The 25,089-nt window shown below is 59.2% G+C and carries 32 protein-coding genes; 10 read left to right on the plus strand and 22 right to left on the minus strand.

Annotation, left to right across the window (positions count from 1 at the left end; translation table 11 throughout):
- Positions 1-12: 12 nt before the first annotated feature.
- Both CPY51_RS00245 and CPY51_RS00250 read right to left on the minus strand, forming a co-directional pair.
- Complete coding sequence (locus CPY51_RS00245) at positions 13-1,611, minus strand: arylsulfatase (RefSeq protein WP_206607221.1); 1,599 nt, start codon at positions 1,609-1,611, stop codon at positions 13-15.
- Between the two features lie 433 nt (positions 1,612-2,044).
- Positions 2,045-2,314 carry a hypothetical protein gene (locus CPY51_RS00250; RefSeq protein ID WP_111158061.1) on the minus strand — a complete coding sequence of 90 codons (270 nt, stop codon included), beginning with the start codon at positions 2,312-2,314 and terminating at the stop codon, positions 2,045-2,047.
- 336 nt (positions 2,315-2,650) lie between these two features.
- Between CPY51_RS00250 and CPY51_RS00255 the strand changes: the two genes are divergently transcribed.
- From CPY51_RS00255 to CPY51_RS00265, 3 genes are all read left to right on the plus strand, one after another.
- Entirely contained in the window at positions 2,651-2,959 is a 309-nt protein-coding gene (locus tag CPY51_RS00255; protein ID WP_111158602.1) for a hypothetical protein, read from the plus strand.
- 140 nt (positions 2,960-3,099) lie between these two features.
- Positions 3,100-4,125 (plus strand): ketopantoate reductase family protein, encoded by a 1,026-nt coding sequence (locus tag CPY51_RS00260; RefSeq protein ID WP_111158603.1) that lies wholly within the window; start codon positions 3,100-3,102, stop codon positions 4,123-4,125.
- Between the two features lie 79 nt (positions 4,126-4,204).
- The gene (locus CPY51_RS00265; protein ID WP_111158062.1) at positions 4,205-4,426 is read left to right on the plus strand and encodes a hypothetical protein; all 222 of its coding nucleotides are present in this window, start codon (positions 4,205-4,207) and stop codon (positions 4,424-4,426) included.
- A 78-nt stretch (positions 4,427-4,504) separates the two neighbouring features.
- Here the strand turns inward: CPY51_RS00265 and CPY51_RS00270 are convergent, their stop codons facing one another.
- Positions 4,505-6,655 carry a mechanosensitive ion channel family protein gene (locus tag CPY51_RS00270; protein ID WP_244598381.1) on the minus strand — a complete coding sequence of 717 codons (2,151 nt, stop codon included), beginning with the start codon at positions 6,653-6,655 and terminating at the stop codon, positions 4,505-4,507.
- Positions 6,656-7,098: 443 nt separating this feature from the next.
- On the opposite strand from CPY51_RS00270, the gene CPY51_RS00275 reads away from it, so the two are divergent.
- The 6 genes from CPY51_RS00275 to CPY51_RS00300 all read left to right on the plus strand — a co-directional run bounded on the left by CPY51_RS00275 (position 7,099) and on the right by CPY51_RS00300 (position 9,959).
- Positions 7,099-7,590 carry a histidine kinase gene (locus tag CPY51_RS00275; RefSeq protein WP_111158064.1) on the plus strand — a complete coding sequence of 164 codons (492 nt, stop codon included), beginning with the start codon at positions 7,099-7,101 and terminating at the stop codon, positions 7,588-7,590.
- 141 nt (positions 7,591-7,731) lie between these two features.
- Complete coding sequence (locus tag CPY51_RS32175) at positions 7,732-7,938, plus strand: hypothetical protein (protein WP_146260061.1); 207 nt, start codon at positions 7,732-7,734, stop codon at positions 7,936-7,938.
- Positions 7,939-7,955: 17 nt separating this feature from the next.
- Positions 7,956-8,909, plus strand: a complete 954-nt coding sequence (gene dapA, locus CPY51_RS00285; RefSeq protein WP_244598382.1) for a 4-hydroxy-tetrahydrodipicolinate synthase — start codon at positions 7,956-7,958, stop codon at positions 8,907-8,909.
- 144 nt (positions 8,910-9,053) lie between these two features.
- The gene (locus CPY51_RS00290) at positions 9,054-9,245 is read left to right on the plus strand and encodes a hypothetical protein (RefSeq protein WP_111158066.1); all 192 of its coding nucleotides are present in this window, start codon (positions 9,054-9,056) and stop codon (positions 9,243-9,245) included.
- A gap of 38 nt (positions 9,246-9,283) precedes the next feature.
- Positions 9,284-9,550 (plus strand): hypothetical protein, encoded by a 267-nt coding sequence (locus CPY51_RS33040; RefSeq protein ID WP_111158067.1) that lies wholly within the window; start codon positions 9,284-9,286, stop codon positions 9,548-9,550.
- Between the two features lie 97 nt (positions 9,551-9,647).
- Complete coding sequence (locus tag CPY51_RS00300) at positions 9,648-9,959, plus strand: DUF1883 domain-containing protein (RefSeq protein WP_111158068.1); 312 nt, start codon at positions 9,648-9,650, stop codon at positions 9,957-9,959.
- Positions 9,960-9,974: 15 nt separating this feature from the next.
- Here the strand turns inward: CPY51_RS00300 and CPY51_RS00305 are convergent, their stop codons facing one another.
- A complete protein-coding gene (locus CPY51_RS00305) occupies positions 9,975-11,285 on the minus strand; it encodes a replication-associated recombination protein A (RefSeq protein ID WP_111158069.1) in 1,311 nt (436 codons plus the stop codon).
- On the minus strand, positions 11,282-12,682 hold the full coding sequence (locus CPY51_RS00310; RefSeq protein WP_111158070.1) for a DegQ family serine endoprotease: 1,401 nt from the start codon (positions 12,680-12,682) through the stop codon (positions 11,282-11,284). Before CPY51_RS00310 ends, CPY51_RS00305 begins: the two co-directional genes overlap by 4 nt.
- A 301-nt stretch (positions 12,683-12,983) precedes the next feature.
- On the opposite strand from CPY51_RS00310, the gene CPY51_RS00315 reads away from it, so the two are divergent.
- The gene (locus CPY51_RS00315) at positions 12,984-13,313 is read left to right on the plus strand and encodes a lysozyme inhibitor LprI family protein (protein ID WP_244598397.1); all 330 of its coding nucleotides are present in this window, start codon (positions 12,984-12,986) and stop codon (positions 13,311-13,313) included.
- A 126-nt stretch (positions 13,314-13,439) separates the two neighbouring features.
- Here the strand turns inward: CPY51_RS00315 and ilvD are convergent, their stop codons facing one another.
- The 17 genes from ilvD to rplN all read right to left on the minus strand — a co-directional run bounded on the left by ilvD (position 13,440) and on the right by rplN (position 24,929).
- Complete coding sequence (gene ilvD, locus CPY51_RS00320; RefSeq protein WP_111158072.1) at positions 13,440-15,278, minus strand: dihydroxy-acid dehydratase; 1,839 nt, start codon at positions 15,276-15,278, stop codon at positions 13,440-13,442.
- 254 nt (positions 15,279-15,532) lie between these two features.
- Positions 15,533-15,958 carry a 50S ribosomal protein L17 gene (gene rplQ, locus CPY51_RS00325; RefSeq protein WP_111158073.1) on the minus strand — a complete coding sequence of 142 codons (426 nt, stop codon included), beginning with the start codon at positions 15,956-15,958 and terminating at the stop codon, positions 15,533-15,535.
- Between the two features lie 135 nt (positions 15,959-16,093).
- Positions 16,094-17,104: a DNA-directed RNA polymerase subunit alpha gene (locus CPY51_RS00330; protein ID WP_111158074.1), complete on the minus strand. Its 1,011-nt coding sequence runs from the start codon at positions 17,102-17,104 to the stop codon at positions 16,094-16,096.
- Positions 17,105-17,204: 100 nt separating this feature from the next.
- Positions 17,205-17,594 (minus strand): 30S ribosomal protein S11, encoded by a 390-nt coding sequence (gene rpsK, locus CPY51_RS00335; RefSeq protein ID WP_022718372.1) that lies wholly within the window; start codon positions 17,592-17,594, stop codon positions 17,205-17,207.
- Between the two features lie 132 nt (positions 17,595-17,726).
- Positions 17,727-18,095 (minus strand): 30S ribosomal protein S13, encoded by a 369-nt coding sequence (gene rpsM / locus CPY51_RS00340; RefSeq protein ID WP_111158075.1) that lies wholly within the window; start codon positions 18,093-18,095, stop codon positions 17,727-17,729.
- Positions 18,096-18,343: 248 nt separating this feature from the next.
- Entirely contained in the window at positions 18,344-18,994 is a 651-nt protein-coding gene (locus CPY51_RS00345) for an adenylate kinase (protein ID WP_111158076.1), read from the minus strand.
- Positions 18,991-20,331 (minus strand): preprotein translocase subunit SecY, encoded by a 1,341-nt coding sequence (secY, locus tag CPY51_RS00350; protein WP_111158077.1) that lies wholly within the window; start codon positions 20,329-20,331, stop codon positions 18,991-18,993. Before secY ends, CPY51_RS00345 begins: the two co-directional genes overlap by 4 nt.
- A gap of 223 nt (positions 20,332-20,554) precedes the next feature.
- Positions 20,555-21,037, minus strand: coding sequence for a 50S ribosomal protein L15 (gene rplO, locus CPY51_RS00355; RefSeq protein ID WP_111158078.1), 483 nt, complete (start codon positions 21,035-21,037; stop codon positions 20,555-20,557).
- A 16-nt stretch (positions 21,038-21,053) separates the two neighbouring features.
- Positions 21,054-21,263 carry a 50S ribosomal protein L30 gene (gene rpmD / locus CPY51_RS00360; protein ID WP_111158079.1) on the minus strand — a complete coding sequence of 70 codons (210 nt, stop codon included), beginning with the start codon at positions 21,261-21,263 and terminating at the stop codon, positions 21,054-21,056.
- Between the two features lie 14 nt (positions 21,264-21,277).
- Positions 21,278-21,847: a 30S ribosomal protein S5 gene (rpsE, locus tag CPY51_RS00365; protein WP_111158080.1), complete on the minus strand. Its 570-nt coding sequence runs from the start codon at positions 21,845-21,847 to the stop codon at positions 21,278-21,280.
- A gap of 141 nt (positions 21,848-21,988) precedes the next feature.
- Positions 21,989-22,351 carry a 50S ribosomal protein L18 gene (gene rplR / locus CPY51_RS00370; protein ID WP_111158081.1) on the minus strand — a complete coding sequence of 121 codons (363 nt, stop codon included), beginning with the start codon at positions 22,349-22,351 and terminating at the stop codon, positions 21,989-21,991.
- A gap of 12 nt (positions 22,352-22,363) precedes the next feature.
- A complete protein-coding gene (gene rplF, locus CPY51_RS00375) occupies positions 22,364-22,897 on the minus strand; it encodes a 50S ribosomal protein L6 (protein ID WP_111158082.1) in 534 nt (177 codons plus the stop codon).
- A 42-nt stretch (positions 22,898-22,939) separates the two neighbouring features.
- On the minus strand, positions 22,940-23,338 hold the full coding sequence (gene rpsH / locus CPY51_RS00380; RefSeq protein ID WP_111158083.1) for a 30S ribosomal protein S8: 399 nt from the start codon (positions 23,336-23,338) through the stop codon (positions 22,940-22,942).
- Positions 23,339-23,350: 12 nt separating this feature from the next.
- Positions 23,351-23,656, minus strand: a complete 306-nt coding sequence (rpsN, locus tag CPY51_RS00385; protein ID WP_111158084.1) for a 30S ribosomal protein S14 — start codon at positions 23,654-23,656, stop codon at positions 23,351-23,353.
- Between the two features lie 33 nt (positions 23,657-23,689).
- Positions 23,690-24,247, minus strand: a complete 558-nt coding sequence (gene rplE / locus CPY51_RS00390) for a 50S ribosomal protein L5 (RefSeq protein WP_111158085.1) — start codon at positions 24,245-24,247, stop codon at positions 23,690-23,692.
- Positions 24,240-24,548 carry a 50S ribosomal protein L24 gene (gene rplX / locus CPY51_RS00395; RefSeq protein WP_111158086.1) on the minus strand — a complete coding sequence of 103 codons (309 nt, stop codon included), beginning with the start codon at positions 24,546-24,548 and terminating at the stop codon, positions 24,240-24,242. Before rplX ends, rplE begins: the two co-directional genes overlap by 8 nt.
- A gap of 12 nt (positions 24,549-24,560) precedes the next feature.
- Positions 24,561-24,929: a 50S ribosomal protein L14 gene (gene rplN, locus CPY51_RS00400; RefSeq protein ID WP_111158087.1), complete on the minus strand. Its 369-nt coding sequence runs from the start codon at positions 24,927-24,929 to the stop codon at positions 24,561-24,563.
- Positions 24,930-25,089 lie beyond the last annotated feature (160 nt).

Consider the following 25,089-nt stretch of genomic DNA (forward strand, 5'->3'; position numbering starts at 1 on the left):
CGTGGCGAAAGGCTATTTTCCGGCTTGCGAAGCAATAGCCTTGGCAATCTGCTCTTTCACGGCGTCGAGATTGAAACTCGCGCCTCTTTGCATCGGTGGAAATTCGATGGCCGTCTGGGCGAGCAGAGCGACCTGTTTTTGAACGAACTGGAAGCGCCAGAACTCATAGAGAAACCACTCGAAGTACTTGTACGAACCGTACGCGCCCTTGGCGAAGCCCGTGCGCTCGTATGGGTCGAGGCGCAGATTGATCAGGATGGGCATGTCCATCTTGACGGTGCTGCCGATCCAGCCGTCGGGCTGATCGATGAACCTATATTTATAGTCCCCGATCCGGACCGCAGCCAACGTGCTCTCGGTGAAGTAATAGATCTCGTTGCGGCTAGACGGCCCACGACCAGTCAGCAGCTCCATCTGGTTATAGCCGTCGAGATGGACCTTATAGGTTGTGTCACCGAGTTGTTTTCCAGCTTTCAGCTCATCGACGATATTCGGATTGCCGGCTGCTGCGACCAGCGTCGGAAAGAAATCCAGCCCGGACATGAGGCCGTTTTCGACTTTGCCCGCTGGAATCTTTCCTGGCCAGTTTATGATCAGCGGCACACGGAAGCCGCCTTCCAGGCCCGTCCCTTTGCCACCTGCAAAGGGCGTCTGCCCGCCGTCAGGCCAAGTGAAGTTCTCCGTCCCGTTGTCGGTGGTGAAGGCGATGATCGTGTCGCCGTCAAGGCCGCTGTCTTTCACATGCTTCATGACCGAGCCGACGATATCGTCGAGCTGTGCCATTCCGGCCTCTTCTTCGCTCCAGCCGTTCTGTGAATTCCGCATGTTTTCGTATTTGGGCGAGAGGTGCGTCGTCACATGCATACGTGTCGGGTTGAGCCACAGGAAGAACGGCTTGTCGTCGGCCTTGGCCTTGTCGACGAACCTGAGTGCATTGTCGAGGATTTCATCGTCGACCGTTTCCATGCGCTCCGGGTAGAGCGTACCTGCGTCCTCGATCTTCTGTTTGCCGATCTTGCCCCAACGCGGCTGTTCCGTCGTATCGTCAACGGTCGTCGCCCAGCTATGAAGCATGTTGCGGGGTCCGACAGTGGGCAGCAACTCCTGCGGATAGTTGGGATGAGCCGGGTCTTCCATCGCATCGAGATGGTAGAGATAGCCAAAAAACTCGTCGAAGCCATGCACCGTCGGCAGGAATTCGTTGAGGTCGCCGAGATGGTTCTTGCCGAACTGCCCCGTCTCGTAACCCATCGACTTGAGAGCCGTGGCGATCGTGACAGCCTGTGTCGGAATGCCGATCGCCGAGCCGGCTTGTCCGACGGTCGTCATGCCCGTGCGGATGGGAAGCTCTCCTGTAATGAAATTCGCCCGGCCCGCCGTACAGCTTGCTTCCGCGTAGTAGTCGGTAAACCGCATTCCGCCGGCCGCTAGCTGATCCAGATTTGGCGTCCTGCCGGCCATAAGACCCTGGCTATAGGCTCCGATGTTGGACCAGCCGACATCATCTCCCATGATCACGATGATGTTGGGCTTCTTGTCCGCGGCAAGCGCCGGCGTGAGACAACTGCCCGCCAGCGCCACTGCCAATGTCAAAGACTTCAGAATGCTCATTCTCGTTTCTCCCATCGCTTTTTTTTAAGTTTCTGTCCGCCGTAGACCGGCTTCAACGAAATCTCCTTGATGAATCGAGGCGAGCCGTGTCGCGGAAAATCAACAGGCAACGAAGGCGACAAGCACGCGTTCTGATTTCGATTGAAAGACCGTCAGCAGTAATGGACGCGAAAAGGCGGGACTGCTCCCGCAACAGGCCTAACGTGCTTGAAGACGCCATAGACAGGATGGATGTTACGCCTGCAGCAGAGTTCGCGCCCGTAACATACGGTATGCTCTATAGAGCCGCGGTCGCGTGTTCGGAGCTACCGCGAGATGCACAAGCACTGCGACCGCGGCCACAACTGCTGCCGTGGCAACCGCTTGAGGCGCGTGGCTCGCCGAGCGAGCCGGACCGCCTAATTCAAGAATGCAATAGAGTGGCTAGTTGCGCTCACTTCTCGCGCTTCGCGAAAGGAATGATCACGGCTGCATCGAGCGCCGCAACGATCTCGTCTGCGAGCTCCCTCACAAGCAGAAGATACTCCTCATCCCGCGCATCGCGCTCGCGATCAGGCGAGGATTCCCATTTTTGCAGCAGCGCCTTTGCGACCGAAAAATCCACGCAGAGGTCATGGAAGCTCTCGTCACGCGCCGACAATTGCTGGATTTCCTGCGTGCGCTTCGGAAAGCTCAACGCGGCTGCGTGGGTGTCATCAGCCATCTCGATGCTCCCTGGGAGCATCTGCAGGCACCACCCGTCGGTTCGCCTCCATGGTCATTTTTCGCATACACCAACCAAACACCGGGAGAAGCATACGCATCAACTTCCCAAGCTTCTCGTAGCTTACCGTATGCTCTGTCCGTGTATCGCCTGCCGGTATCGAACATACGGTAAGTTACTGGCGCTCGCGTCGCCCTGCCCCTAGCGTTGGTAAGTTCGGCAAGGCCCTCGCGGCAGCGTCCTTCGATCACAATCGCGTGCGGATCACCAATCCACGGATCCAAAACGTCCGGCAAGCCGTACATGTTGCGTCAAGACCAACAAGAGGGTTCCCTGATGAAGAAGATCGTTCTCCTTGGACTGCTTGCCGTCTCGGCCATGACAACGCCAGCCCTGGCAATCAACCGATATAATTCGATGTCCTACACCTGTTCGCAGGCGCAAGCGCTAGTCGGCCGCGAGCGTGCGGTGATCTTTCGTTATAACAGCGGCCGTACGAACCTGCCGCTCTATGACCGGTTCGTGGCAGACCGAGATTCCTGCGACATCGGATTTTATGCCGATCGATCCTACATTCCGACGAAGGACAGCAAAAGCTGCCCGGTCAACAGCTGCGTACCGGGATCAGACTACGATGAAAGATGACCCAACAGGGTAGCCGCGATCACTCTTGCTTCGTCTTCCTCACCGCTTCTCCCCGGCGGGGGCGGCGCTGGAAAGCTATTCCCAATCCTTGATCCTATGCTACCTCTATGCTCGCGACGATCGAACGCGGAGACTGGGCCATGGCATCGCATTTTTTCAAGAACATCTGCATCTATGGCGCCGGCGCGCTCGGCGGCTCAATCGCAGCGAAGCTGGCGACAGGATTGAAGGGGCAGGCTGATGTCTCGGTCGTTGCCCGCGGCGCCCATCTCGCGAGCATACGCGAACATGGGCTGCGGGTCTGGGAGGCCGGCGCTTCTGGCCCGGTCGAGGCGCGCGTCATCGCGACCGACGATCCGAGCGAACTGCCGCGGCAGGACCTGGTCATCACGGGGTTGAAGGGGCATCAACTGGCCGCGGCTGCCTCTGGAATGGCGACGCTGCTGCACCCGGGAACGCGCGTGGTGATGATCCTCAACGGCATACCGTGGTGGTATTTTCATCGGGACCGGCAGAGCAGCTACGCGGAAACGCAATTCGAGGAGCTCGATCCGGGCGGCGCGCTCTGGCGGCAATTGGGACCGGAGCGGGTGATCGGTTGCGTCGCCTATCAGGGCGCCGAGGTCATCAATCCCGGCGAGATCAAGCTCAGCAACAACGGGCGCTACGTTCTCGGCGAGCCCTCCGACGAGCATTCTACCGATATCGAGGCGATCTCGGCATTGCTGACGCAGGCGGGCTTGAACATCACCATATCGCCGAATATCCGCAACGAGATATGGAACAAGCTGTTGGGCAACGCGGCATTCAATCCGATCAGTGCGCTGACCCGCGCGTTGATGTCGGAGATCATGGTGGATCCAGGCCTGTCAAAAATGGTAGCGCAGGTGATGAACGAGGTGAAAGCTGTTGGCGAGGCGCTGGGCGCGCGGTTCGCCCTTTCCATCGAGGAGCGCGTCGAGCAGTCCAAGGCCATCGGCCCGGTTCGCACCTCCATGCTGCAGGATCTTCTCGCCGGAAAGTCGCTGGAGATCACCCCGCTCGTTGGCATGGTCGTCTCGCTCGGGCGCCTGGCCGGTATCGCGACGCCGACGTCCGAGACGATCCTTGCGCTGGTTACGCAGCTCGATCGGCAGACCCAGCTACACGGCGCTACGACAGCCTAGCGGGCTCTTGATATAGGGATATTGTGAAATACCGGATTTGGGACGATAATTCCCTGGGTTGAAGAGGGAGGAACTCATCATGAGATCCCACCGCCACGGACTGATCGTCCTAGTCGTCGTCGCAGCCGCGGGCGCATTGTTCGCGTCGAAGATCGTGGGCACTGGTGCACGAGTGGAAACCATCGAAGCCGCTGCGAACATTGGCGACGGCGCCACGGCAGAGCCGGCGGCAAACGGCGCCGACAAGGGACCGGCTGCCGCCTCCAAGATCATAGGCAATGCCAGCACCACTCCGAACTAATAGACGGCCACTGCTGCCCGCGTCGGATAGCTGAGCCCGGTACCCGCATCGAAGACGCGCGCCTTGTGCGCCCTATTTTCAAGCACCTCCGGCACCTTCCGCGTTCTCTGCGGCTGCCTTCTTCATGGCGATGATGTTGTTGGTCGTCGCCGCGACGACCGCTGACGCATGTTCGTCGTTGGCGACCTGGACCGTCGGAGATGCGAATTCGATACCGTTAGCGGCAAAAGCTTCGCGGATCATCGCGTAGGCGCGGCGGCGAACACCGGATTGGTGACCGGGCTTGGTCATAAACGCGAAGCTGAGGTTGATACCGTAGTCGCCGAATTGTTCGACACCCTTCATCTTGACGGTCTCTATGATCATCGGGCCAAGCTCCGGATCTTCCAGCAGCTCCGCTCCCACCCCCTTCACCAGTTTCTTCACGGCGGCGATATCGGTCTGATAGCTGACGGAAATCAGGAACTTGTCGATCACCCAGTCGCGCGACATGTTCTGGACGGCGCCGAGCACGCCGAACGGCACCGTGAAAATCGGCCCGCGATGGTGGCGCAGCTTCACCGAGCGGATGCTGAAGGATTCCACCGTGCCCTTGTAGCTGCCGCTCTGGATATATTCGCCGACACGGAAGGCATCGTCCATCATGTAGAAGATGCCTGATATGACGTCCTTGACGAGCGTCTGCGACCCGAAGCCGATGGCAACGCCGAAAATTCCGGCGCCGGCGATCAGCGGGCCGACTTCGACCCCCAGCCCCGACAGTACCATCATGATGGCGATGGCCCCGATCAGCACCGCCAGGAAATTGCGAAGGATCGGCAGCAGTGTCGCCAATCGACCACTTTTCGCCATCGCGGCGGCATCGCCTTCCACCATCGCTGCGCGCTCCAGCCGATGGCTGATGAAGGCCTTGACCATCTGCCAGAGAACGTCGGCCACCATCAGGATGACAACGCCACCCAGCACGCCGCGAATGATCCTGGCCACCGAATCTTCCTCCATCATGGCGACAGGGTGGAAGCGCATGACAAGGACGAGCCACGCCACGGCGAGTGCGATGACGGCTGCCCTGACGCCCCGTTCGACCAGCACCTCGTAGATGGTGCCACTCGCCGATGAGCCCGGATCTCTTTTGCTGAAGGCATTGCGGATGATCGATGTCGTCAGCCTCAAAGTCGCTGGCACGAGGACTACATACAGGCAAAGCAGCAGCGTGATCGCGAGCCCGGCGACCCAGAGAATCCAAAGCACGCAGAACCAGAAGATCAGCAGCCAATCAACGACACCGCGGTGCGCGCGCTCGACTGGCCGCGGACGATTCCAGACGTTCTCGATGGCGGCAAGAAGCAGGATCACGCCGAAGCCATAGTCGATGGCAGCCTGGACCGGTGGCAGGAAGCCGAGCGCGCCCATGATGCCGTCGGCCGACCAGCCGATGAAATAGATCAGGGTGAACACGACGACGCGCGCGAACCAGAACCTGGCCGCATGATCGTCGATCGGGATGAGGCGGATCTGCGGTAGCCCCGACGCGTCCGCAAACGGCGCCAGCAGAACTTTGCTGATGCGGATGATCACGCGGCCGGCAATCAGCCCCAGCAGCGTCGGTACGATCAGCCGGCTAAGCAGCGGCGGCCAGCTCAGCGTCAGGAACAGGCCGACGCTGGCGACGCCGAACACGACGAGCGGGGCGATCTGGACGAACAGATGATGACCGAGCACATGGAAGCCGTTTATCGGCGTCGCATCCTGCTGTGAGGCCAGCCTGCGGGCATATATGCGCCTGAGGATGCGGCCGAAGAACCATTCGGCAGCAAGGCCGATTGCGACCAGCAGGCAAAAGAACAGGAATACACCGATGGGTCGGCGCCCCTCTACCCCCGCCTTTGTCGTATCGACCGCCCGCGCGAACTCGGAGGGAATGACCGGGATCGCCTCCCTGACGGCAAAGAGATGCTCCTGAACCGCGTTCAACCGGCTGGTCAAATCGCTTGCGGACATATTGGTCATTTCCGTATCCGGCTGCATCTTCGAGCGCGCCGCGAGCAAGGCACGAATGTCCGGATCCTCGAGGAGCTTGGTCAGCTGGTCGATCTTTTTCTGGGTAGCGTCAGCCGACGAGGGTTGCTCCGCTGGCGCGATATCAGCCGTGAATGCGATCACCATCAATGCTGCAGCAACAACAACCCATAGCTTGGACCAGACTAACCGGAAATCGATCATTCTCATTGTTTTGCACCCCACTGCATATTCCATAGCTTATTATGCGCATTTTTTTGCGACACTCCGCAACAACTTATTCTTGCGCGCGGGCATTTTACCCCTGGAGACTGCCGGGTCTGCTCCGGCGACCGGTATTCGGACGGATCCAAAGGATGAACCAACGGATCAACCCAGAAAAGGTCTGCGGCCACGCGGCAATTGCAGCGATAATTTAGAGCATCCTTCAGTGTTGATGCCTAATGATCGTTTCCGCCGGAATGACCGTGCGATGACGAAAGACAAATTCATCGCCAGGCCAGGCCGACACGGATGCGGCGTCACCCCAAACGGCGGAAATCCGGCCATCAGCAGGCCGAGGACCATCGAAGGAAAGCGAACCGTCCGGACAGTACCCCTATCCCGCATTTCGGGCGCTTGCCGAGCCGAGGCCCTACCCAAAGGTGAACCGCATGAAAAAGCTAGTCCTGGCGACCCTGATCGCTGCATTTCTTCCCGCAGCATCATACGCCGCGACACTCAAATTCCCAAGCGACGAGCCGGTCGCCTCGATTACCATTCCCGATAACTGGGGCCCGAAAGAGACCGAGACCGGCATCGACGCAACCTCGGCGGACTCCGCAATCTACCTGTCGATTGACGTCGCCGATGCGAAGACCACCGACAAGGTCATCGACGATGCCATCGCCTTCCTCGAAAAGAACGGCGTCAAGATCGACGGTTCGACGCAGAAGAAGTCGGAAGAAACTGTCAACGGCATGAGCATGAGCAATTTCGATTGGGACGGCACCGACAGCGACGGCGGCGTCAATGTCGGTTTGTCACTGCTGGCGCCGACCGCCGACAAGCTGCTGGTCATTACCTATTGGGGCTCCAAGGGCACTCAGGAAAAGCACGGCCCCGAGCTGGCAGCGATCATCAGTTCGCTGAAGGCGGCCAACTGACACTCAATATCTCGATGGCTAAAGGCAGCGGGCGGCAACGCTCGCTGCCTTTATATTTTTCCTATTTTTTAGCCTTCTGTCCCGAATGGATTTCATATCCGCTCCGGCGTTAGCCTCTCTTGTCCATAAAGAGGTGATGTCGTGCTCGATTCCATGACGCCGGAACTTCCACAGTCCATTCGCTATCTCGCCCGGAGCGGTAGCGCTCAGCCAGGCGCTGTGAACAAAAAGAAGCATCGGCGATCTCGTGACCGCCAGATGCGCGAGCGACGCACAGCCTGCATCATGATGATCTTCGGCATCGTGCTCGGCAGTCTCGAGCTCTATATCGTTTTGTCATACCTCTGAGCGCCGATCCGACGACCATGATGACAGCTTATATCGAAGGCGGTTGGACTGTCCGTCGGATTGGCGGCGCCATGACCTCGCTGGTGACGCCGTTCAAAGACGGCGTCCTCGATCATGTCGCTCTGATGGCCCATGTCGAATGGCAGATCTTGAATGGCATCGACGGGCTGGTCGCGTGCAGCATTGCCGGTGAAGGCGCCGTACTCACGATGGACGAGCGAACAAAGGTGATCGCCACCTGCGTAGAGGTTGCCGAGGGCAAGGTGCCGGTCATTGCGACCAGCGGTACCAACTGCACCGCGACCACGATCGAGGAGACGAGGCAAGCGGCGGCGCTTGGCGCGGATGCCGCCCTCGTTACCCTGCCCTACTATTCCAAGCCGACGCAGAAAGGCGTCATCCATCATTTCGAACGGCTTGCCGCTAGTACCGACCTGCCGTTGATCGTCCACAATCTGCCATCGTATACGGCGATCGACCTCGCGCCGGCGACATTGGATTCGCTGGCCGCCATTCCGTCCATAATCGGTATCGCCGATGGGACCGGAGATATCGGCCGCATCTCCGCGTGGAGGTCACAACTGCCTGAGCGCATATCATTATTTTCAGCCCATGATCCAACCGCGTCGACCGCCGCCCTCTCAGGTGCGCAAGGTGCCATCTCAGCCGTTGCCAATGTCGCACCGCGGTTGTTTTCCGCCATGCAGCATGCGGCGGCCGCCGGCAATCTGTCGGCCGTATTCGCCCTGAGCGAGCGGCTGCTACCCTTGTTTCAAGCGCTGTCGCTCGAAAGCCAGCCGGCGACCGTCAAGCAAGCTCTCCACATCCTGCGGGACATGAGTTCGGATGTCCGCCTGCCGCTCGTCGGTGTTGATCCGGCAACCGACGCAATGATCCGCGAGGCCCTGTTGTCCGCTCAAGTCACCTACAAGAGACATTGCCCACCTGCAGACATTCACCGGCTGGGGTAAAAGCCCTTATCCCTATGACATTTTTATATTTTCTCCCGCTACGTCGAATGGAATTACTACCGGCCCCTGCATAGATTCGTTGGCATGGCACCTGCGTCGGCTCTGTTCGACCACGTGCCGGTAACGCCCTTAAAGGAACATGCGATGCCACGCCTTATTGTCCATAGTGCTTCTCCTGATCCACTCCAACGCCCACCGGCGATCGCGGTCGCCGGCCATCGTTCCGGCCGTCCTCATTCCCTGCGTTCAGGTATCAGCGCGATCCTGCCGCGTCTGGCTTTCGTTTTCATGACTGCCGGCGCCATCCAGTTGCTGATGCACTGGTTCAGCCGCTAGTCGACCTTCGTCAGATGATATTGAGGACCACGACCAACATGCCAAATACTCAGCAAATCCAACGCCGTTCCTCTATTGCTGCTACCGCGGCGCCGGCGCGTTTCGTCGTCGGCCGTGACGGACACGGCGCATGGATAGTCCAGGATCGCCAGGGCCTCGTCGGCGGCCTGTTCGCCAATGAGGCAGCCGCGCTGCACTTCGCGGCGGAAGAATGCAACCACAACCCGGCCGACATCTGCCGTGCTCCTGAGGGTGTCGTACTTGACCTCGATTGCCAGGCGTCTATGACGGCGAACGTGCACTAACATATGAGCTTCCGCCTCTCGCTGCGCCCCGGCCAACGCTTCTTTAACCGGGACGTAGATAAGATGATGCTACAATGACATCAGAGTTGAGAGTGCAATGTCGAAGCCAGCATTCCGCTACACCCACTACGATCTGCAGGAGCAGCGTGCCGGCACCGTGATCGAAATCACGTTGTCGGCCGTCGCCAATGTCCGGCTGATGAACGCGGTGAACTTCCTGCGCTTCACCGAGACGCTGAAACACCAGTTCGTCGGCGGCGTCGCGAAAAAATCCCCGATAAGGTTGACCCTGCCGGAGAGCGGCCACTGGCATGTCGTCGTCGACATGGAGGGCCACAACGGCCAGGTCGAGTCCAACGTCAAGATGATAGAGAAAGCTGTCCGCCCACGGATGCAGAAGGCGTCGTGACAGGGTTGATGGATATCAGCCACGCTCCTTGCGGAGCTTCGACCACCATTCGAGCCGCTTTCTGATCTCGCGCTCGAACCCGCGTTCCGGCGGATCGTAGAAGGTCTGACGGCCCATCTTTTCGGGGAAATAATCCTGGCCGGAAAAAGCGTCCGGCTCATCGTGATCGTAGCGATAGCCGTCGCCGTAGCCCTCGCCTCTCATCAGCTTGGTCGGCGCGTTGAGGATGTGCTTTGGTGGGAGAAGCGAGCCGTTCTCCTTGGCGGCCCGGGTCGCGGCCTTGAACGCAGTATAGACCGCATTGGATTTCGGCGCCGTCGCCAGGTAGACGCAGGCCTGCGCAAAGGCCAGTTCGCCCTCGGGCGAGCCGAGATAGTCATAGGCGTCCTTGGCAGCATTGCAGATCACCAGCGCCTGCGGATCGGCCAGGCCGACATCCTCGATCGCCATGCGCACCAGACGGCGTCCGAGATAGAGCGGATCCTCGCCGGCATCGAACATGCGGGCGAGATAGTATAGGGCCGCGTCGGGGTCCGAACCGCGTACAGACTTATGCAGCGCCGAGATGAGATTGTAGTGGCCGTCCTGCGCCTTGTCATAGACTGGCGCGCGGCGCTGGACGATCTGGGTCAGCGCTTCCGTATCGAACGTCTCATCCTTCCGCGCAGCCCGCCACACCTCCTCCGCGAGCGTCAAGACCGCGCGACCATCGCCGTCGGCCATGCGGATGAGACTTGCCCTTGCGTCATCGCGCAAAGGCAGGGGCTTGCCCTCGACGGTCTCCGCACGGGTCAGCAGTTCCTCAAGGCTCTCCTCGTCATGCGACTTAAAGGTCAGCACCCGGGCGCGGGACAAAAGTGCGGCGTTGAGTTCGAACGAAGGATTCTCGGTCGTGGCGCCAACGAGGATTACCGTGCCGTCCTCCATGACAGGCAGGAAGCTGTCCTGCTGGGCGCGGTTGAAGCGATGGATCTCGTCGACGAACAGCAAGGTCTGTCGGCCGTCCATTCGCCGCATGCGGGCGGTCTCGAACATCTTCTTGAGGTCGGCAACACCGGAAAAGATTGCCGAGATCTGCTCGAAAGCTAACCCCGCCTCACCCGACAGGAGCCGCGCTACCGTGGTCTTGCCGGTACCCGGCGGCCCCCAAAAGATCATCGATCCCAGCGAACCGCTCGCTATCATCCGGCGCAGCACGCCGTCCTCGCCCGTCAGATGCGGTTGGCCGGTCACGTCCGAAAGCGTCTGCGGCCGAAGGCGATCGGCAAGAGGCCGCCTGTTGGCAACCTCCTCCGGAATCTTTGGGGCGAAGAGGTCGTTGCTCATCGGAAGAATTGCCGGATGCGCTGGCCGTCCCGCTCGATCTCGACGCGCCAGATATCCGGCTCGCCGCTGACGGCAACCTGCAGGTTTTGGGTGGTCGTGATAACGGTGCCGTTGACGGAAACGATGATGTCCTTCGGTGCGAAGCCAAGCCGCGCTGCTGGACTATCGCTCTTCAATTTTTCAACGACGACACCGACCGTATCGGTTGGGAGATGCAGCTCATCGGCGACACGCGGCGAAAGGTTTGCCACCGTGGCGCCGGCAAAGGGATTGTCACCGGTTATGGTTCTTTCCTCGCGCGGTTGGGTTTCCGGTGCGGCGGCCAGCGTCATCGGCGCCTCGCGCTCCTTGCCGTTGTTAAGCACCGTGAGCGATACGGTTGCTCCAAGCCCGGCGGTCGTCAGACGGTAGCCGAGCGCATCCGGATGTTCGACCGGAATGCCGTTGAGAGCCGTGATCACTTCACCCGGCTTCAGACCCGCCTTGGCGGCAGGTCCGCCCTCTGTCACCTTGGTGATCAGTGCGCCGCGCACTTTCTTGAGGCCCAGCGCGTCTGCTACCTCCGAGGTGACGGGTTCGAAGGTGGCGCCGATATAGGGCTTGTCGAATGTCTTTGCGCCGCGATCGGCAGCGGCAAGGAAGACGCGGACAAGATTGGCCGGCGTGGCGAAGCCGATGCCGTTGGAACCGCCGCTTTGCGAATAGATCGCGGTATTGAGGCCGATCAGATCGCCCTTCATATTGATGAGCGCTCCACCCGAATTGCCCGGATTGATCGAGGCATCGGTCTGGATGAAGAAGCCGACTTCGTTCTTCACCTGGTTGCGGGCAAGCGCCGAAACAATACCCGAGGTCACGGTCTGGCCGACGCCGAAGGGGTTGCCGATCGCAAGCACGAGGTCGCCGACCTCGACTGCATCCGAATCGCCAATCGGCAGCACCGGAAAGGTTTCCTTGGTATCGATCTTCAACACTGCCAGATCAACCTGCTCGTCTTTGAGCACCACCTTGCAGGGGAACTCGCGACCATCCGAGAGGGCGATCTTGATATCGTCAGCACCGTCGACGACGTGGTTGTTGGTAACGATGGTGCCGTTCGCCTCGACGATGACGCCGGAGCCCAACGACGATTGCTTCTCCGTCCGGTTGGGCATGCGCTGGCCGAAGAACTGCTGGAAGAAGGGATCGCCGGCGAAGGGCGACTGCTGCTGGACGACGCGTTCGGCATAGACGTTGACGACAGCGCCCGCCGTCTGCTTGACCAGCGGCGCGAAAGACAGTTGCATCTCCATCTGGCTCTGAGGCACGGCCTTGGCCGTCTGCGCATCGGCCGAAATGGGGAGCGCCACCCAAAGCGCGAGCATCGGGATAGAGGCGCGATTCAACAAGCCTGGCATGCATATTCCCTTTTAAAATGTCCTGGAAAGCAACGTTGTAGCGGTAGACGCTAGAAAGAAAAGAGGGCGGAAGCATGGAAGGTCAAGAAGAGACAATGTTGGGGTCGGGCATATGAAATGAACAAAAATGCGTGACCACGCATTTATATCAGGCAAGGTCGACGGAAGATGGATTCGCGATACTTTGCGGCTGCCTCGCCGATTAGTTGATCCGGGCGATCCCCCATAAACAGAACGGAGTCTGGGCATGTTTCTTTTCGCTGGTCGAGCCGGTTTCAACGTTCAAGTCTTCGGAGCGGCAATGCTGCTCACGTTACCCATGCTCGTTTCGCTTGGCACGACTGCCAATGCCGCCAGCTTTGATTGCGATAGCAAAGAGTTGAAGCCGGACGAGAAGGCGATCTGCGATACGAGGTCGCTCAACGACGCCGATGTTAAGATGGTGACGACATTCGATCTGCTCTCAGGCCTGATGGCGATGGGCTCGCGCGGCACGTTGCAGGACGAGCAGGCAGCCTGGCTCAAGAAGCGTCAGGACTGCGGGGCTGATCTCGCCTGCCTGAAGGCTTCATATGAAAGCCGACTTCAGCAGCTTGATGAGACCTATAAGCATTTGAACCGACCGTTGTGAATTTTTACCCTCCCTTCGATGGGGAAGGTCGGAGCGAAAGCTCCGGGGGTGGGGTGATGCCTTGAGACATCCTATGGTCACCCGCGCGTGCCGCGCGACCTCCCCCATCAAGGGGGAGGTGAAGAGTCAACGCCCGGTCAGATCCCGGACAGCGCCCCGGTCGGCACTGGTCGCGAAGGCTGCATAGGCCTTGAGCGCTGTGGTGACGTTGCGCTTGCGGACTTCTGTCGGGAACCAGCCCTTTGCATCCTGCTCGGCGCGACGGCTGGCCAATTCTTCATCACTGACGCGCAGGCTGATCGTGCGGTTGGGGATGTCGATGTCGATCATGTCCCCTTCCCGCACCAGGCCGATCGTGCCGCCATTGGCTGCTTCCGGCGAGGCATGGCCGATGGAAAGGCCAGAGGTGCCGCCAGAGAAACGGCCGTCGGTGATCAGTGCGCAGGCTTTGCCGAGACCCTTCGACTTCAGGTAGCTGGTCGGATAGAGCATCTCCTGCATGCCGGGGCCGCCCTTCGGTCCTTCGTAGCGGATGACGACGACGTCGCCTGCCTTGACCTCGTTGGCAAGGATGGCCTTGACCGATGAGTCCTGGCTTTCGAAGACGCGGGCTGGGCCGGAGAATTTCAGGATGCTTTCATCGACGCCGGCCGTCTTCACGATGCAGCCGTTGAGCGCCAGATTACCCTTCAGAACTGCCAAGCCACCGTCCTTCGAGAAGGGGTGCTGGGCGTCGCGGATGACGCCGTGCTCACGGTCGAGGTCGAGCTCTTCCCAGCGGGCACTCTGGCTGAAGGCAACCTGCGTGGGCACGCCGCCTGGGGCTGCGCTGAACAGATCGAGCGCCGCCTTGTTGTCGGTGACAGCGATGTCCCAGAGAGCCAATGCATCGCCAAGCGTCGGCGCGTGGATGGTCGGCAAGTCGGCATTCAACAGGCCGGCGCGGTTCAGCTCGCCAAGGATCGCCATGATACCGCCTGCACGATGCACGTCTTCCATGTGGACATCGGCCTTGGCAGGCGCGACCTTGGAAAGGCAGGGCACGCGCCGCGACAGGCGATCGATGTCATCCATCGTGAAATCGACTTCGCCCTCGTGGGCAGCTGCCAGAATATGGAGAACCGTGTTCGTCGAACCGCCCATGGCGATATCGAGGGCCATGGCGTTTTCAAAAGCGCCCTTGCTGGCGATCGTGCGCGGCAGGGCAGTCAGGTCGTCCTGCTCATAGTAGCGCTTTGCCAGGGCGACGATCCGGCGTCCGGCTTCCAGGAATAGCTCCTTGCGGTCCGAATGCGTGGCCAATGTCGAACCATTGCCGGGCAGCGACAGGCCAAGTGCTTCGGTCAGACAGTTCATGGAGTTGGCGGTGAACATGCCCGAGCAAGAGCCGCAGGTCGGGCAAGCCGAACGCTCAATGACGGCGACGTCCTCGTCGCTGATCTTGTCATCCGCGGCCGCAACCATCGCGTCGACGAGATCGAGCGCAACCTTCTTACCATGCATGATGACCTTGCCGGCTTCCATCGGGCCGCCGGAGACGAAGACCGTCGGGATGTTGAGGCGCAGGGAAGCCATCAGCATGCCAGGGGTTATCTTGTCGCAATTCGAGATGCAGACCATGGCGTCGGCGCAGTGGGCATTGACCATGTACTCGACGCTATCGGCGATGAGTTCGCGCGAGGGCAGCGAATAGAGCATGCCGTCGTGGCCCATGGCGATGCCGTCATCGACCGCGATGGTGTTGAACTCCTTGGCGACGCCGCCCGATGCCTCGATCTCGCGCGCGACGAGCTGGCCGAGGTCCTTCAAATGGACGTGGCCGGGCACGAACTGCGTGAACGAATTGACCACCGCAATGATCGGCTTGCCGAAATCGCCGTCCTTCATACCCGTCGCGCGCCAAAGGCCGCGCGCGCCTGCCATGTTGCGGCCATGGGTCGTGGTTCTGGAACGATAAACTGGCATGGTGCTATCCTCGACGTCTTGATTTTCAGGGCGATGCCTGCGGCAGACCCATTCCGCCAATCGGACGGGCAAGACCCTGATTTTTAGGAATTGTCGTAATCCAATCGCGCCGGACTGTCACTATCAGGTGGGGCGAATCCGGTACGGCGCGGGCATCACTCGTCGCTAGAACTAAAAAAGACTGGCTAACCCAAACGGCAAAAAAGCCGGACGAGCGATCGTCCGGCTTTTCTAATGAACCTGTGCCTTCGCGATTAAGCGGCAGCAGCAGCCTGTTCTTCAGCGGCAACACGAGCCTTGTCGGCAGCGCCCTTGGCGAAGGTGTCGCGGTCGACGAACTCGATGACTGCCATGGCGGCATTGTCGCCCTGACGATAGCCGGCCTTCATGATGCGAAGGTAGCCGCCGTTGCGGGTGGCGTAGCGGGTTGCGATCGCATCGAAGAGCTTGGCGACAACGACTACGTCGCGGATCTGCGAGATCGCCTGGCGGCGAGCATGCAGGTCGCCGCGCTTGCCGAGCGTGACAAGCTTTTCGACGATCGGGCGAATTTCCTTCGCCTTAGGCAGGGTCGTTACGATCTGCTCATGCAGGATGAGCGAAGCCGCCATATTGGCAAACATTGCCTTGCGGTGGCTTGCAGTTCTGTTCAGCTTGCGGCCTACCATACCATGGCGCATTGCTATTCTCCTTATATCGCAGGCGCCCTCTGTTTATGGGCCTGCCGTTTCCTGGCACATGCAGGCACCCTTGCATTTTGCATCGGGGCCTGCTGTTTGACGGGGAAAGGCAGTCAAAACCTGCCTTTTTTGTTGTTAGTACTGGTCTTCGTAGCGCTTGGCGAGATCTTCGATGTTCTCAGGCGGCCATGCCGGCACTTCCATGCCGAGGTGGAGACCCATGGAAGCGAGAACTTCCTTGATTTCGTTGAGCGACTTGCGGCCAAAGTTCGGAGTGCGGAGCATTTCTGCTTCGGTCTTCTGAATGAGGTCGCCGATATAGACGATGTTGTCGTTCTTCAGGCAGTTTGCCGAACGAACGGACAGTTCGAGCTCGTCCACCTTCTTGAGAAGGGCAGGGTTGAAGGCCAGTTCGGTGACTGTCTCTTCTTCGGTTTCCTTCTGCGGCTCGTCGAAGTTGACGAAGACGCCAAGCTGGTCCTGCAGGATGCGCGCCGCAAAAGCGATGGCATCTTCACCGGTGATCGAGCCGTCGGTTTCGATGGCCATGTTCAGCTTGTCGTAGTCGAGAACCTGTCCTTCACGGGTGTTTTCCACCTTGTAGGACACCTTCTTGACCGGCGAATACAGGCTGTCGACCGGGATGAGACCGATCGGAGCATCTTCCGCACGATTGCGCTCGGCCGGAACATAGCCCTTGCCGTTGTTGACGGTGAATTCCATGCGGATTTCAGCGCCCTCGTCGAGCGTGCAGATGACATGCTCCGGGTTGAGGATCTCGATGTCGCCGACCGTCTGGATGTCGCCAGCCGTGACGACGCCTGGGCCCTGCTTGCGCACGACCATGCGCTTTGCGTCATCGCCGTCCATCTTGATGGCGATTTCCTTGATGTTCAGCACGATATCGGTCACGTCTTCGCGGACGCCCGGGATCGAGGAGAACTCATGCAATACGCCGTCGATCTGCACGGCCGTTACAGCGGCGCCGCGCAGGGAAGACAGCAGAACGCGACGGAGCGCGTTGCCAAGCGTCAGGCCGAAACCACGCTCAAGAGGTTCTGCAACGAGGTTCACCTTCGTGCGACCGCTCGAGGAGAACTCGACCTTGTTCGGCTTGATCAGTTCCTGCCAATTTTTCTGAATCATATTCCTGCCTTCCGTTCGTTGCCACCATCCAATCGTGGCAACCGACCTTGAGAAGCACCGGCAAACGCTTGGCGCTTACCGGTGTTGTGATTGGCGACGATTAAACGCGACGCTTCTTGCGCGGACGGCAACCATTGTGCGGGATCGGGGTCACGTCGCGGATGGACGTGATCATGAAACCGGCAGCCTGGAGCGCGCGCAGAGCGGACTCACGACCCGAACCCGGGCCGCAGACTTCGACTTCCAGCGACTTCATGCCATGTTCCTGCGCCTTCTTGGCTGCATCTTCAGCGGCGATCTGCGCTGCGAACGGCGTCGACTTGCGCGAGCCCTTGAAGCCCTTTGCGCCAGCAGACGACCAGGCAATGGCGTTGCCCTGTGCGTCGGTGATGGTGATCATCGTGTTGTTGAAAGTCGAGTTGACGTGAGCGACACCCGACGAGATATTCTTGCGCTCACGACGGCGAACGCGGACGGCTTCCTTGGCCATGGTATTCCTTTCGTTGATCTCTGCACCGCCGTAATTCCAGCGGCTCCACCGGCAAAAGACCCGACAGGCCCTTTGCCAAACTCAAAAGAGGCCGGTGTAACCACCAGCCTCCCCCACCCGGTTTCCCGGATATTACTTCTTCTTGCCTGCGATAGCCTTTGCCGGGCCCTTGCGGGTACGGGCATTGGTATGCGTGCGCTGGCCACGAACCGGCAAGCCGCGGCGATGACGCAGGCCGCGGTAGCAGCCGAGGTCCATCAGGCGCTTGATGTTCATCGAGGTTTCGCGACGCAGATCGCCTTCGACCTGATAGTCACGGTCGATGGTTTCGCGGATCTGCAGGACTTCGGCGTCCGTCAGCTGGTGAACGCGGCGTTCTGCCGGGATACCAACCTTGGCGACGATTTCCTGTGCAAACTTAGTTCCAATCCCGTGAATATAGGTCAGCGCAATTACTACGCGCTTTGCCGTCGGGATGTTGACGCCAGCGATACGTGCCACGCCTATTCTCCTTGCGTTCCATTTGCCATGCGGCAAAGGTCTTCGTTATGCGACCCTAGGGGCCACCTGTTCAGATAGAGGTCCGTAACATGTCAAAGCGACCGAACCCGGAATTCCCTTGACGGGAAGTCCGCGCCGATCGCATCAGATGTCGCGAGTTGGCGCGGTGTTTAGCGGAATCAGTTAAAAAAAGCAACCGTTCCGCCAAGTTTATTTTGGCGCATCCATCGCAAGCGAGGGACAGAGCCTTACAGCTTGCCGAGGATAGAATCGACCTCAGCAGTTACATGATCGATATCGGCCATGCCGTCTACGGAATGAAGCTTGTTCTTGGCATAGTAATAGCCAATCAACGGAGCCGTTTCCTTGTAATAAGCTTGCATACGCGTGACGACTGTCTCGCGCGTGTCATCGGGACGACGCTTGAAATGCGTAGAGCCGCACCTGTCGCAGACGCCCTCAACCTTTGGCCTGAGGTTGGTATCGTGATAGCCCGCCCCGCAATTGGCGCAGGTATAGCGGCCTGACACGCGATCGGCGAGCACGACGTCGTCTACCCTGATCTCGATCACGGCCGACAACTCGAGGCCCTTTGCCTTCAGCATCTGCTCTGTGGCGTCGGCCTGCACCAGGGTGCGGGGGAAACCATCGAGGATGAAACCCTTGGCGCAATCCTCTGCATCAATGCGTTCGGAGATGATGGCGTTGACAATTTCGTCGGAGACGAGCTTACCCGCATCCATAACGGCCTTGGCGCGCTTCCCGACTTCAGTTCCGGCAGCAACCGCGGCCCGCAGCATATCCCCGGTGGAGAGCTGGGGTATCCCGTACTTCTCCACGATACGCTGGGCCTGGGTCCCCTTACCTGCTCCCGGTGGCCCCAAAAGTATAAGTCTCATCGCCCCCTCTTTCCTCCACGCAACTTCGATTTCTTGATCAAGCCTTCGTACTGCTGCGCGATCAGGTGACCTTGAATTTGTGCCACCGTATCCAGCGTTACGCTAACCACGATCAAAAGCGAAGTCCCACCAAGGGACAACGGTATCCCCGTCTGCGACACGAGGATCTCAGGCAGTATGCAGACGAAGACGAGGTAGACTGCGCCGATCACGGTGATGCGGGTGAGGACGTAGTCGATATATTCGGCGGTACGCTCGCCCGGACGGATGCCCGGAATGAAGCCGCCGTGCTTCTTCAGATTATCGGCCGTGTCCTTCGGATTGAAGACGATGGCCGTGTAGAAGAAGGCGAAGAAAGCGATCATGGCGGCATAAAGCACCATGTAGAGCGGTCGACCATGGCCGAGCGCTGCGACGATCGATGTTGCCCAGGCAGGCATGCCCGCCGTGTTGGCAAAGCCCGCAAGCGTCGCCGGCAGAAGCAGCAGCGAAGACGCGAAGATCGCCGGGATGACGCCCGAGGTGTTCAGCTTCAGAGGCAGGTGCGACGTATCGCCCTGGAACATCCGATTGCCGACCTGCCGCTTCGGATATTGGATCAGCAGCCGGCGCTGGGCACGCTCGACGAAGACGATGAGCGCGATGACGCCGATGGCGACGACCAGCACCGCGAGGATGAGGCCTGTCGAAAGAGCACCGGTACGACCGAGTTCCAGTGTGCCTGCCAGTGCTGTCGGCAGACCGGCTGCGATACCGGCGAAGATGATCAGCGAAATACCGTTACCGATACCGCGCGAGGTGATCTGCTCGCCAAGCCACATCAGGAACATCGTGCCGCCGAGCAGCGTGATGACGGTCGAAACGATGAAGAACCAGCCCGGAGATACCACAAGGCCGTTGCCGCTCTGAAGGCCGATCGCAATGCCATAGGCCTGCAACGTGCCGAGCAGCACCGTGCCATACCGGGTGTACTGGTTGATGATCTTGCGGCCCTGCTCGCCTTCCTTCTTCAAATTCTCAAGCGCCGGCACGACCGAGGTCATGAGCTGCACGATGATCGAAGCGGAGATATAGGGCATGATGCCGAGCGCGAAGATCGCCATGCGCTGGACGGCGCCGCCGGAAAACATGTTGAATAGACCGAGGATGCCGCCGGCCTGGCCTTGGAAAGCCTGAGCATAGGCCTGGGGATTTAGACCCGGAAGCGGAATGTGGGTGCCCAAGCGGTAAACGAGAAGAGCGCCCAGAGTGAACCAGAGCCGCTTTTTCAGATCCTCTGCCTTGGCGAAGGTCGAAAAATTGAGATTGGACGCCAGTTGTTCCGCTGCAGATGCCATGCAAATCTCCGCACTACCAATTCCGGCAAAATCGGCCGGGTCCGGAATCAGTAAGTAAATTGTTCAAAAGCCGGGCTTTGGACGGATTGCGGCGCAATCGGATACCTCACCCTCGTTCCCGTTATCATCTGTCCGACGCGGCTGCGTTACACAGATTCGTGAGGCTCACATATGGGAGCAAAATCGCCCGGTGTGAAGCACCCCGGGCGACTTATAAGTGATATTATTCTGCGACAGTTTCGACAGGAGCCGAAAGAAGCTTGACGGTGCCGCCAGCCTTTTCGATCTTCTCGACTGCGGACTTGGAAGCGCCTGCAACTTCAAGCGTCACCTTCGCCGTGATCTCGCCATCGGACAAGATACGGACGCCGTCCTTGACGCGACGGATGACGCCGGCAGCCTTGAGGGCAACCGCATCGATCGTCGTCTTGGCATCGAGCTTGCCGGCGTCGACTGCTGCCTGGAGGCGAGCAACCGAGACTACGACGAAGTCCGACTTGAAGATGTTGTTGAAGCCACGCTTAGGCAGACGACGGTAGATTGGCATCTGACCGCCTTCGAAACCGTTGATCGCTACGCCGGAACGGGACTTCTGTCCCTTGACGCCGCGGCCGCCGGTCTTGCCCTTGCCAGAGCCGATACCGCGACCAACACGCTTGCTGTTGTGGGTCGCACCATCATTGTCGGTGATTTCATTCAGTTTCATAACGAATACCTCCGGCTTACTTCTCGTCGACGACGCGAACGAGATGCTGGACAGCACGGATCATGCCACGAACCGAAGGAGTATCCTCCAGCGTGCGACGACGGTGCATCTTGTTCAATCCGAGACCGATCAGCGTCTTCTGCTGAACGTCGGGACGGCGAATGGGGCTACCGATCTGCTCGACCGTTACGGTCTTTGCTTCGGTCTTCTTGGTCGCTTTGGCCATAGGTCAAACTCCCCTTATTCTTCAGAGGCATTGCCGGAGGCAGCACGACGAGCCTGCAGAGTGGCATACTTCATGCCGCGCTGAGCTGCGATATCCTTCGGGTGAATCTGATGCTTCAGAGCGTCGAAGGTTGCGCGAACCATGTTGTATGGGTTCGAGGAACCGGTCGACTTGGCGACGACGTCATGAACGCCGAGCGTTTCGAAAACGGCACGCATCGGACCGCCGGCGATGATGCCGGTACCGACCTTGGCGGAGCGCAGCAGAACCTTGCCGGCGCCATGACGGCCGTGAATGTCGTGATGCAGCGTACGACCATCGCGCAGAGGCACGAAGATCATGTCGCGCTTGGCGCTTTCGGTGGCCTTGCGGATGGCTTCCGGCACTTCGCGTGCCTTGCCATGGCCGAAGCCTACGCGGCCCTTCTGGTCACCAACGACGACGAGAGCAGCAAAGCCGAAACGACGGCCGCCCTTGACAACCTTGGCAACGCGGTTGATTGCGACGAGCTTGTCGACAAACTCGCTATCGCGCTCATCGCGGTTCTGGCGATCGTCGCGAGAACCTCTTTTTTCTTGTGCCATTGTCCTTTTCCTTTTTCTTTTCCGGTGCAATCGGCAAACTAAAAGAAGGACCACAACGCGCCTTATTGGCGTCGATGCGATCCGGTGATGGCCTTAAAAGGCCGAAAGCCGGCCGGATGCTAGATCCGGCCGGAAATCAAATTAGAAGGTCAGTCCACCTTCACGGGCAGCTTCGGCAAGTGCCTTGATGCGGCCGTGATAGATAAAGGCGCCACGGTCGAATACGACCTGGTTGACGCCTGCCTTCGAGGCACGCTCTGCAACGAGCTTGCCAACGACGGCGGCAGCCGCTGTGTCGGCACCGGTCTTCAAAGAGCCACGCACATCCTTTTCGAGGGTGGAGGCAGACGCAAGCGTCTTGCCGGCCACATCATCGATGATCTGAGCGTAGATGTTCTTCGACGAGCGATGAACAGACAGGCGCGGACGGCCGTTGGCCACCGACTTGATTTGACGACGCACGCGGTTGGCACGACGTGCAAGTGCTTCTTTCCTGCTAGCCATTTCGCGTGATCCTTACTTCTTCTTGCCTTCTTTGCGGACAATCCGCTCGCCGGCATACTTGACGCCCTTGCCCTTGTAAGGCTCGGGGCCGCGGTATTCGCGGATTTCCGCGGCAACCTGGCCGACCTGCTGCTTGTTGATGCCGCTGACGACGATTTCCGTCGGCTTGGGAACAACGATGGTGATACCGGCCGGCGGTTCGTAAACCACGTCGTGGCTGAAGCCAAGCGCGAGCTGCAGGTTCTTGCCCTGCATGGCGGCACGGTAGCCGACGCCGTTGATTTCAAGCTTGCGCTCGTAACCTTCGGTGACACCCTTCAGAATGTTCTCGACCATCGTGCGGGACATGCCCCACTTTGCGCGAGCATCCTTGCTGTCGTTGAGCGGCGTAACCACAACAGCGTTATTTTCGATCTTGAGACCGATTTCATCATTCGCGATGAAGAACAGTTCGCCCTTAGGACCCTTAGCAGTCACCTTCTGGCCATCAACAGTGGCCGTGATTCCTGCAGGGACCTGAACGGGCTTCTTACCGATACGAGACATTTTATCAAACCTGTCTGTTTCGACGGGAGATTTCCGTCGGCCTTAGAAGACCGAGCAGAGAACCTCGCCACCAACATTCTGTTCACGAGCCTGGTGGTCGGCCATCACGCCCTTCGGAGTAGAAAGGATAGTGATACCGAGACCGTTCGCGACCTGCGGAATGGACTTGACCGAGACATAAACCCGGCGGCCCGGCTTGGACACACGGCCGATCTCACGGATCACCGATGCGCCTTCATAATACTTGAGCTCGATGTTCAGCTCCGATTTGCCGTTGCCGAAATCGACAAGAGCATAGCCACGGATGTAGCCTTCGGACTGCAGGACGTCGAGAACACGTGCACGAAGCTTGGACGCAGGCGTCGAAACCGACGACTTGCGGCGGGAAGCGCCGTTACGGATACGGGTGAGCATATCGCCCAATGGATCTGTCATTGTCATCTGGGCGTCTCCTTACCAGCTCGACTTGACAATGCCCGGCACCTTGCCGAAATTGCCGAGTTCACGCAGCGCGATACGCGACATGCGCAGCTTGCGGTAGTAGGCGCGCGGACGACCGGAGACTTCGCAACGGTTGCGGACGCGTGTCTTTGATCCATCGCGCGGGAGCGATGCGAGCTTCAGGGTAGCCTTGAACCGCTCCTCGATCGAAAGAGTCTGGTTCATGATCGTGGCCTTCAGCGCTGCGCGCTTGGTGGCCTGCTGTGCGACCATTTCTCGGCGGCGCTTGTTCTTTTCAACTGCGCTTGTCTTCGCCATATCTTGGTTCCTTTTCTACGCTCGTCGTTACGGTTACTGACGGAACGGGAAGTTGAACTCTGTCAAGAGAGCCCGTGCTTCGTCGTCCTTGGTGGCCGTCGTGCAAACGATGATGTCCATGCCCCACATCTGATCAACCTTGTCGTAGTTGATCTCAGGGAACACAATGTGCTCCTTGATGCCCATGGCGAAATTGCCACGACCGTCAAAGCTTTTCGGGTTCAGGCCGCGAAAGTCGCGAACACGCGGGAGAGCGATGTTCACCAGGCGGTCCAGAAACTCATACATACGGGCGCCGCGCAGCGTTACCTTAGCGCCGATCGGCATGTTCTCGCGGACCTTGAAGCCGGCGATAGACGTACGTGCGTGGGTGATGACCGGCTTCTGACCGGCAATCGCTGCAAGGTCGGCTGCAGCAATTGTCGGCTTCTTCGAGTCAGCCGTTGCTTCGCCAACACCCATGTTGATCACGATCTTATCAAGACGCGGGATCTGCATTTCGTTGGAGTAGGAGAACTTCTCCTGCATGGCCGGACGAATCCGCTCGAAATATTCCAGCTTGAGCCGTGGCTCGTATTTTGCCTCAGCCATCGATCACATCTCCCGAACGCTTGGCCACACGGACCTTCTTCCCATCCACGAACTTGAAGCCGACGCGGGTCGGCTTGCCGTCCTTGTCAACAATCGCGATGTTGGACAGGTGAAGCGGGGCTTCCTTGTTGATGATGCCGGCTTCCTGCGTCTGCGACTGGCGCTGATGGCGCTTGACCATGTTGACGCCACGCACGACAGCGTGATCTTCCTTCGGCATCACTTGAATGACTTCGCCGGTACGACCCTTGTCCTTACCAGCAAGAATGACGACTTTGTCGCCCTTACGAATCTTTTGCATCTTTTCCGCTCCTTACAATACTTCAGGAGCCAGCGAGATGATCTTCATGTGGTTCTTGGCGCGAAGTTCGCGCGGAACCGGTCCGAAGATACGGGTGCCGATCGGCTCTTTCTTGTTGTCGATAAGTACTGCAGCATTGGTATCGAAGCGGATGACACTGCCATCTGCGCGACGGATCGAGGCAGCGGTACGAACCACTACGGCCTTCATCACATCGCCCTTCTTAACGCGGCCGCGCGGGATCGCTTCCTTGATCGAAACGACGATAATGTCGCCGATCGAGGCATACTTGCGCTTCGAGCCGCCCAGCACCTTGATGCACATGACACGACGTGCGCCGGAATTATCCGCCACGTCGAGGTTTGTTTGCATCTGAATCATATCAGGTCGCCTTCTTGTTTACCGGAATGGTTGGGCTTGGCGCCCCCTACCCCGGCTTATGGACTAAAGTCTTGGCTGAATTTACCCGCCTCGCGAACAAGAGCTCGCCTGCGCAGGCCATCACATAAGCAAAAGAACGCTCGAACACGAGCGTCCCTGC

It is taken from the genome of Arminella tubonensis (genome assembly GCF_003240585.1).
Taxonomy (GTDB): domain Bacteria; phylum Pseudomonadota; class Alphaproteobacteria; order Rhizobiales; family Rhizobiaceae; genus Rhizobium; species Rhizobium tubonense.

Excerpts from the sequence above, each read along its gene's own strand:
- rpsK (WP_022718372.1), bottom strand. The coding sequence starts at position 17,594 with ATGGCCAAGGAAGCCGTCCGCGTTCGCCGTCGTGAGCGCAAGAATATC.
- rplR (WP_111158081.1), bottom strand. The coding sequence starts at position 22,351 with ATGGCTAGCAGGAAAGAAGCACTTGCACGTCGTGCCAACCGCGTGCGT.
- CPY51_RS00290 (WP_111158066.1), top strand. The coding sequence starts at position 9,054 with ATGCCACGCCTTATTGTCCATAGTGCTTCTCCTGATCCACTCCAACGC.
- CPY51_RS00300 (WP_111158068.1), top strand. The coding sequence starts at position 9,648 with ATGTCGAAGCCAGCATTCCGCTACACCCACTACGATCTGCAGGAGCAG.
- CPY51_RS33040 (WP_111158067.1), top strand. The coding sequence starts at position 9,284 with ATGCCAAATACTCAGCAAATCCAACGCCGTTCCTCTATTGCTGCTACC.
- secY (WP_111158077.1), bottom strand. The coding sequence starts at position 20,331 with ATGGCATCTGCAGCGGAACAACTGGCGTCCAATCTCAATTTTTCGACC.
- CPY51_RS00345 (WP_111158076.1), bottom strand. The coding sequence starts at position 18,994 with ATGAGACTTATACTTTTGGGGCCACCGGGAGCAGGTAAGGGGACCCAG.
- CPY51_RS00260 (WP_111158603.1), top strand. The coding sequence starts at position 3,100 with ATGGCATCGCATTTTTTCAAGAACATCTGCATCTATGGCGCCGGCGCG.
- CPY51_RS00245 (WP_206607221.1), bottom strand. The coding sequence starts at position 1,611 with ATGAGCATTCTGAAGTCTTTGACATTGGCAGTGGCGCTGGCGGGCAGT.
- CPY51_RS00265 (WP_111158062.1), top strand. The coding sequence starts at position 4,205 with ATGAGATCCCACCGCCACGGACTGATCGTCCTAGTCGTCGTCGCAGCC.
- CPY51_RS00330 (WP_111158074.1), bottom strand. The coding sequence starts at position 17,104 with ATGATTCAGAAAAATTGGCAGGAACTGATCAAGCCGAACAAGGTCGAG.
- CPY51_RS00275 (WP_111158064.1), top strand. The coding sequence starts at position 7,099 with ATGAAAAAGCTAGTCCTGGCGACCCTGATCGCTGCATTTCTTCCCGCA.
- rplQ (WP_111158073.1), bottom strand. The coding sequence starts at position 15,958 with ATGCGCCATGGTATGGTAGGCCGCAAGCTGAACAGAACTGCAAGCCAC.
- rplO (WP_111158078.1), bottom strand. The coding sequence starts at position 21,037 with ATGAAACTGAATGAAATCACCGACAATGATGGTGCGACCCACAACAGC.
- ilvD (WP_111158072.1), bottom strand. The coding sequence starts at position 15,278 with ATGCCAGTTTATCGTTCCAGAACCACGACCCATGGCCGCAACATGGCA.
- rplE (WP_111158085.1), bottom strand. The coding sequence starts at position 24,247 with ATGGCTGAGGCAAAATACGAGCCACGGCTCAAGCTGGAATATTTCGAG.
- rpsH (WP_111158083.1), bottom strand. The coding sequence starts at position 23,338 with ATGACAATGACAGATCCATTGGGCGATATGCTCACCCGTATCCGTAAC.
- rplX (WP_111158086.1), bottom strand. The coding sequence starts at position 24,548 with ATGCAAAAGATTCGTAAGGGCGACAAAGTCGTCATTCTTGCTGGTAAG.
- rplF (WP_111158082.1), bottom strand. The coding sequence starts at position 22,897 with ATGTCTCGTATCGGTAAGAAGCCCGTTCAGGTCCCTGCAGGAATCACG.
- CPY51_RS00250 (WP_111158061.1), bottom strand. The coding sequence starts at position 2,314 with ATGGCTGATGACACCCACGCAGCCGCGTTGAGCTTTCCGAAGCGCACG.
- CPY51_RS00310 (WP_111158070.1), bottom strand. The coding sequence starts at position 12,682 with ATGCCAGGCTTGTTGAATCGCGCCTCTATCCCGATGCTCGCGCTTTGG.
- rpmD (WP_111158079.1), bottom strand. The coding sequence starts at position 21,263 with ATGGCCAAAGCGACCAAGAAGACCGAAGCAAAGACCGTAACGGTCGAG.
- rpsE (WP_111158080.1), bottom strand. The coding sequence starts at position 21,847 with ATGGCACAAGAAAAAAGAGGTTCTCGCGACGATCGCCAGAACCGCGAT.
- CPY51_RS00270 (WP_244598381.1), bottom strand. The coding sequence starts at position 6,655 with ATGAGAATGATCGATTTCCGGTTAGTCTGGTCCAAGCTATGGGTTGTT.
- CPY51_RS00315 (WP_244598397.1), top strand. The coding sequence starts at position 12,984 with ATGCTGCTCACGTTACCCATGCTCGTTTCGCTTGGCACGACTGCCAAT.
- rpsN (WP_111158084.1), bottom strand. The coding sequence starts at position 23,656 with ATGGCGAAGACAAGCGCAGTTGAAAAGAACAAGCGCCGCCGAGAAATG.
- dapA (WP_244598382.1), top strand. The coding sequence starts at position 7,956 with ATGATGACAGCTTATATCGAAGGCGGTTGGACTGTCCGTCGGATTGGC.
- CPY51_RS00255 (WP_111158602.1), top strand. The coding sequence starts at position 2,651 with ATGAAGAAGATCGTTCTCCTTGGACTGCTTGCCGTCTCGGCCATGACA.
- CPY51_RS00305 (WP_111158069.1), bottom strand. The coding sequence starts at position 11,285 with ATGAGCAACGACCTCTTCGCCCCAAAGATTCCGGAGGAGGTTGCCAAC.
- rplN (WP_111158087.1), bottom strand. The coding sequence starts at position 24,929 with ATGATTCAGATGCAAACAAACCTCGACGTGGCGGATAATTCCGGCGCA.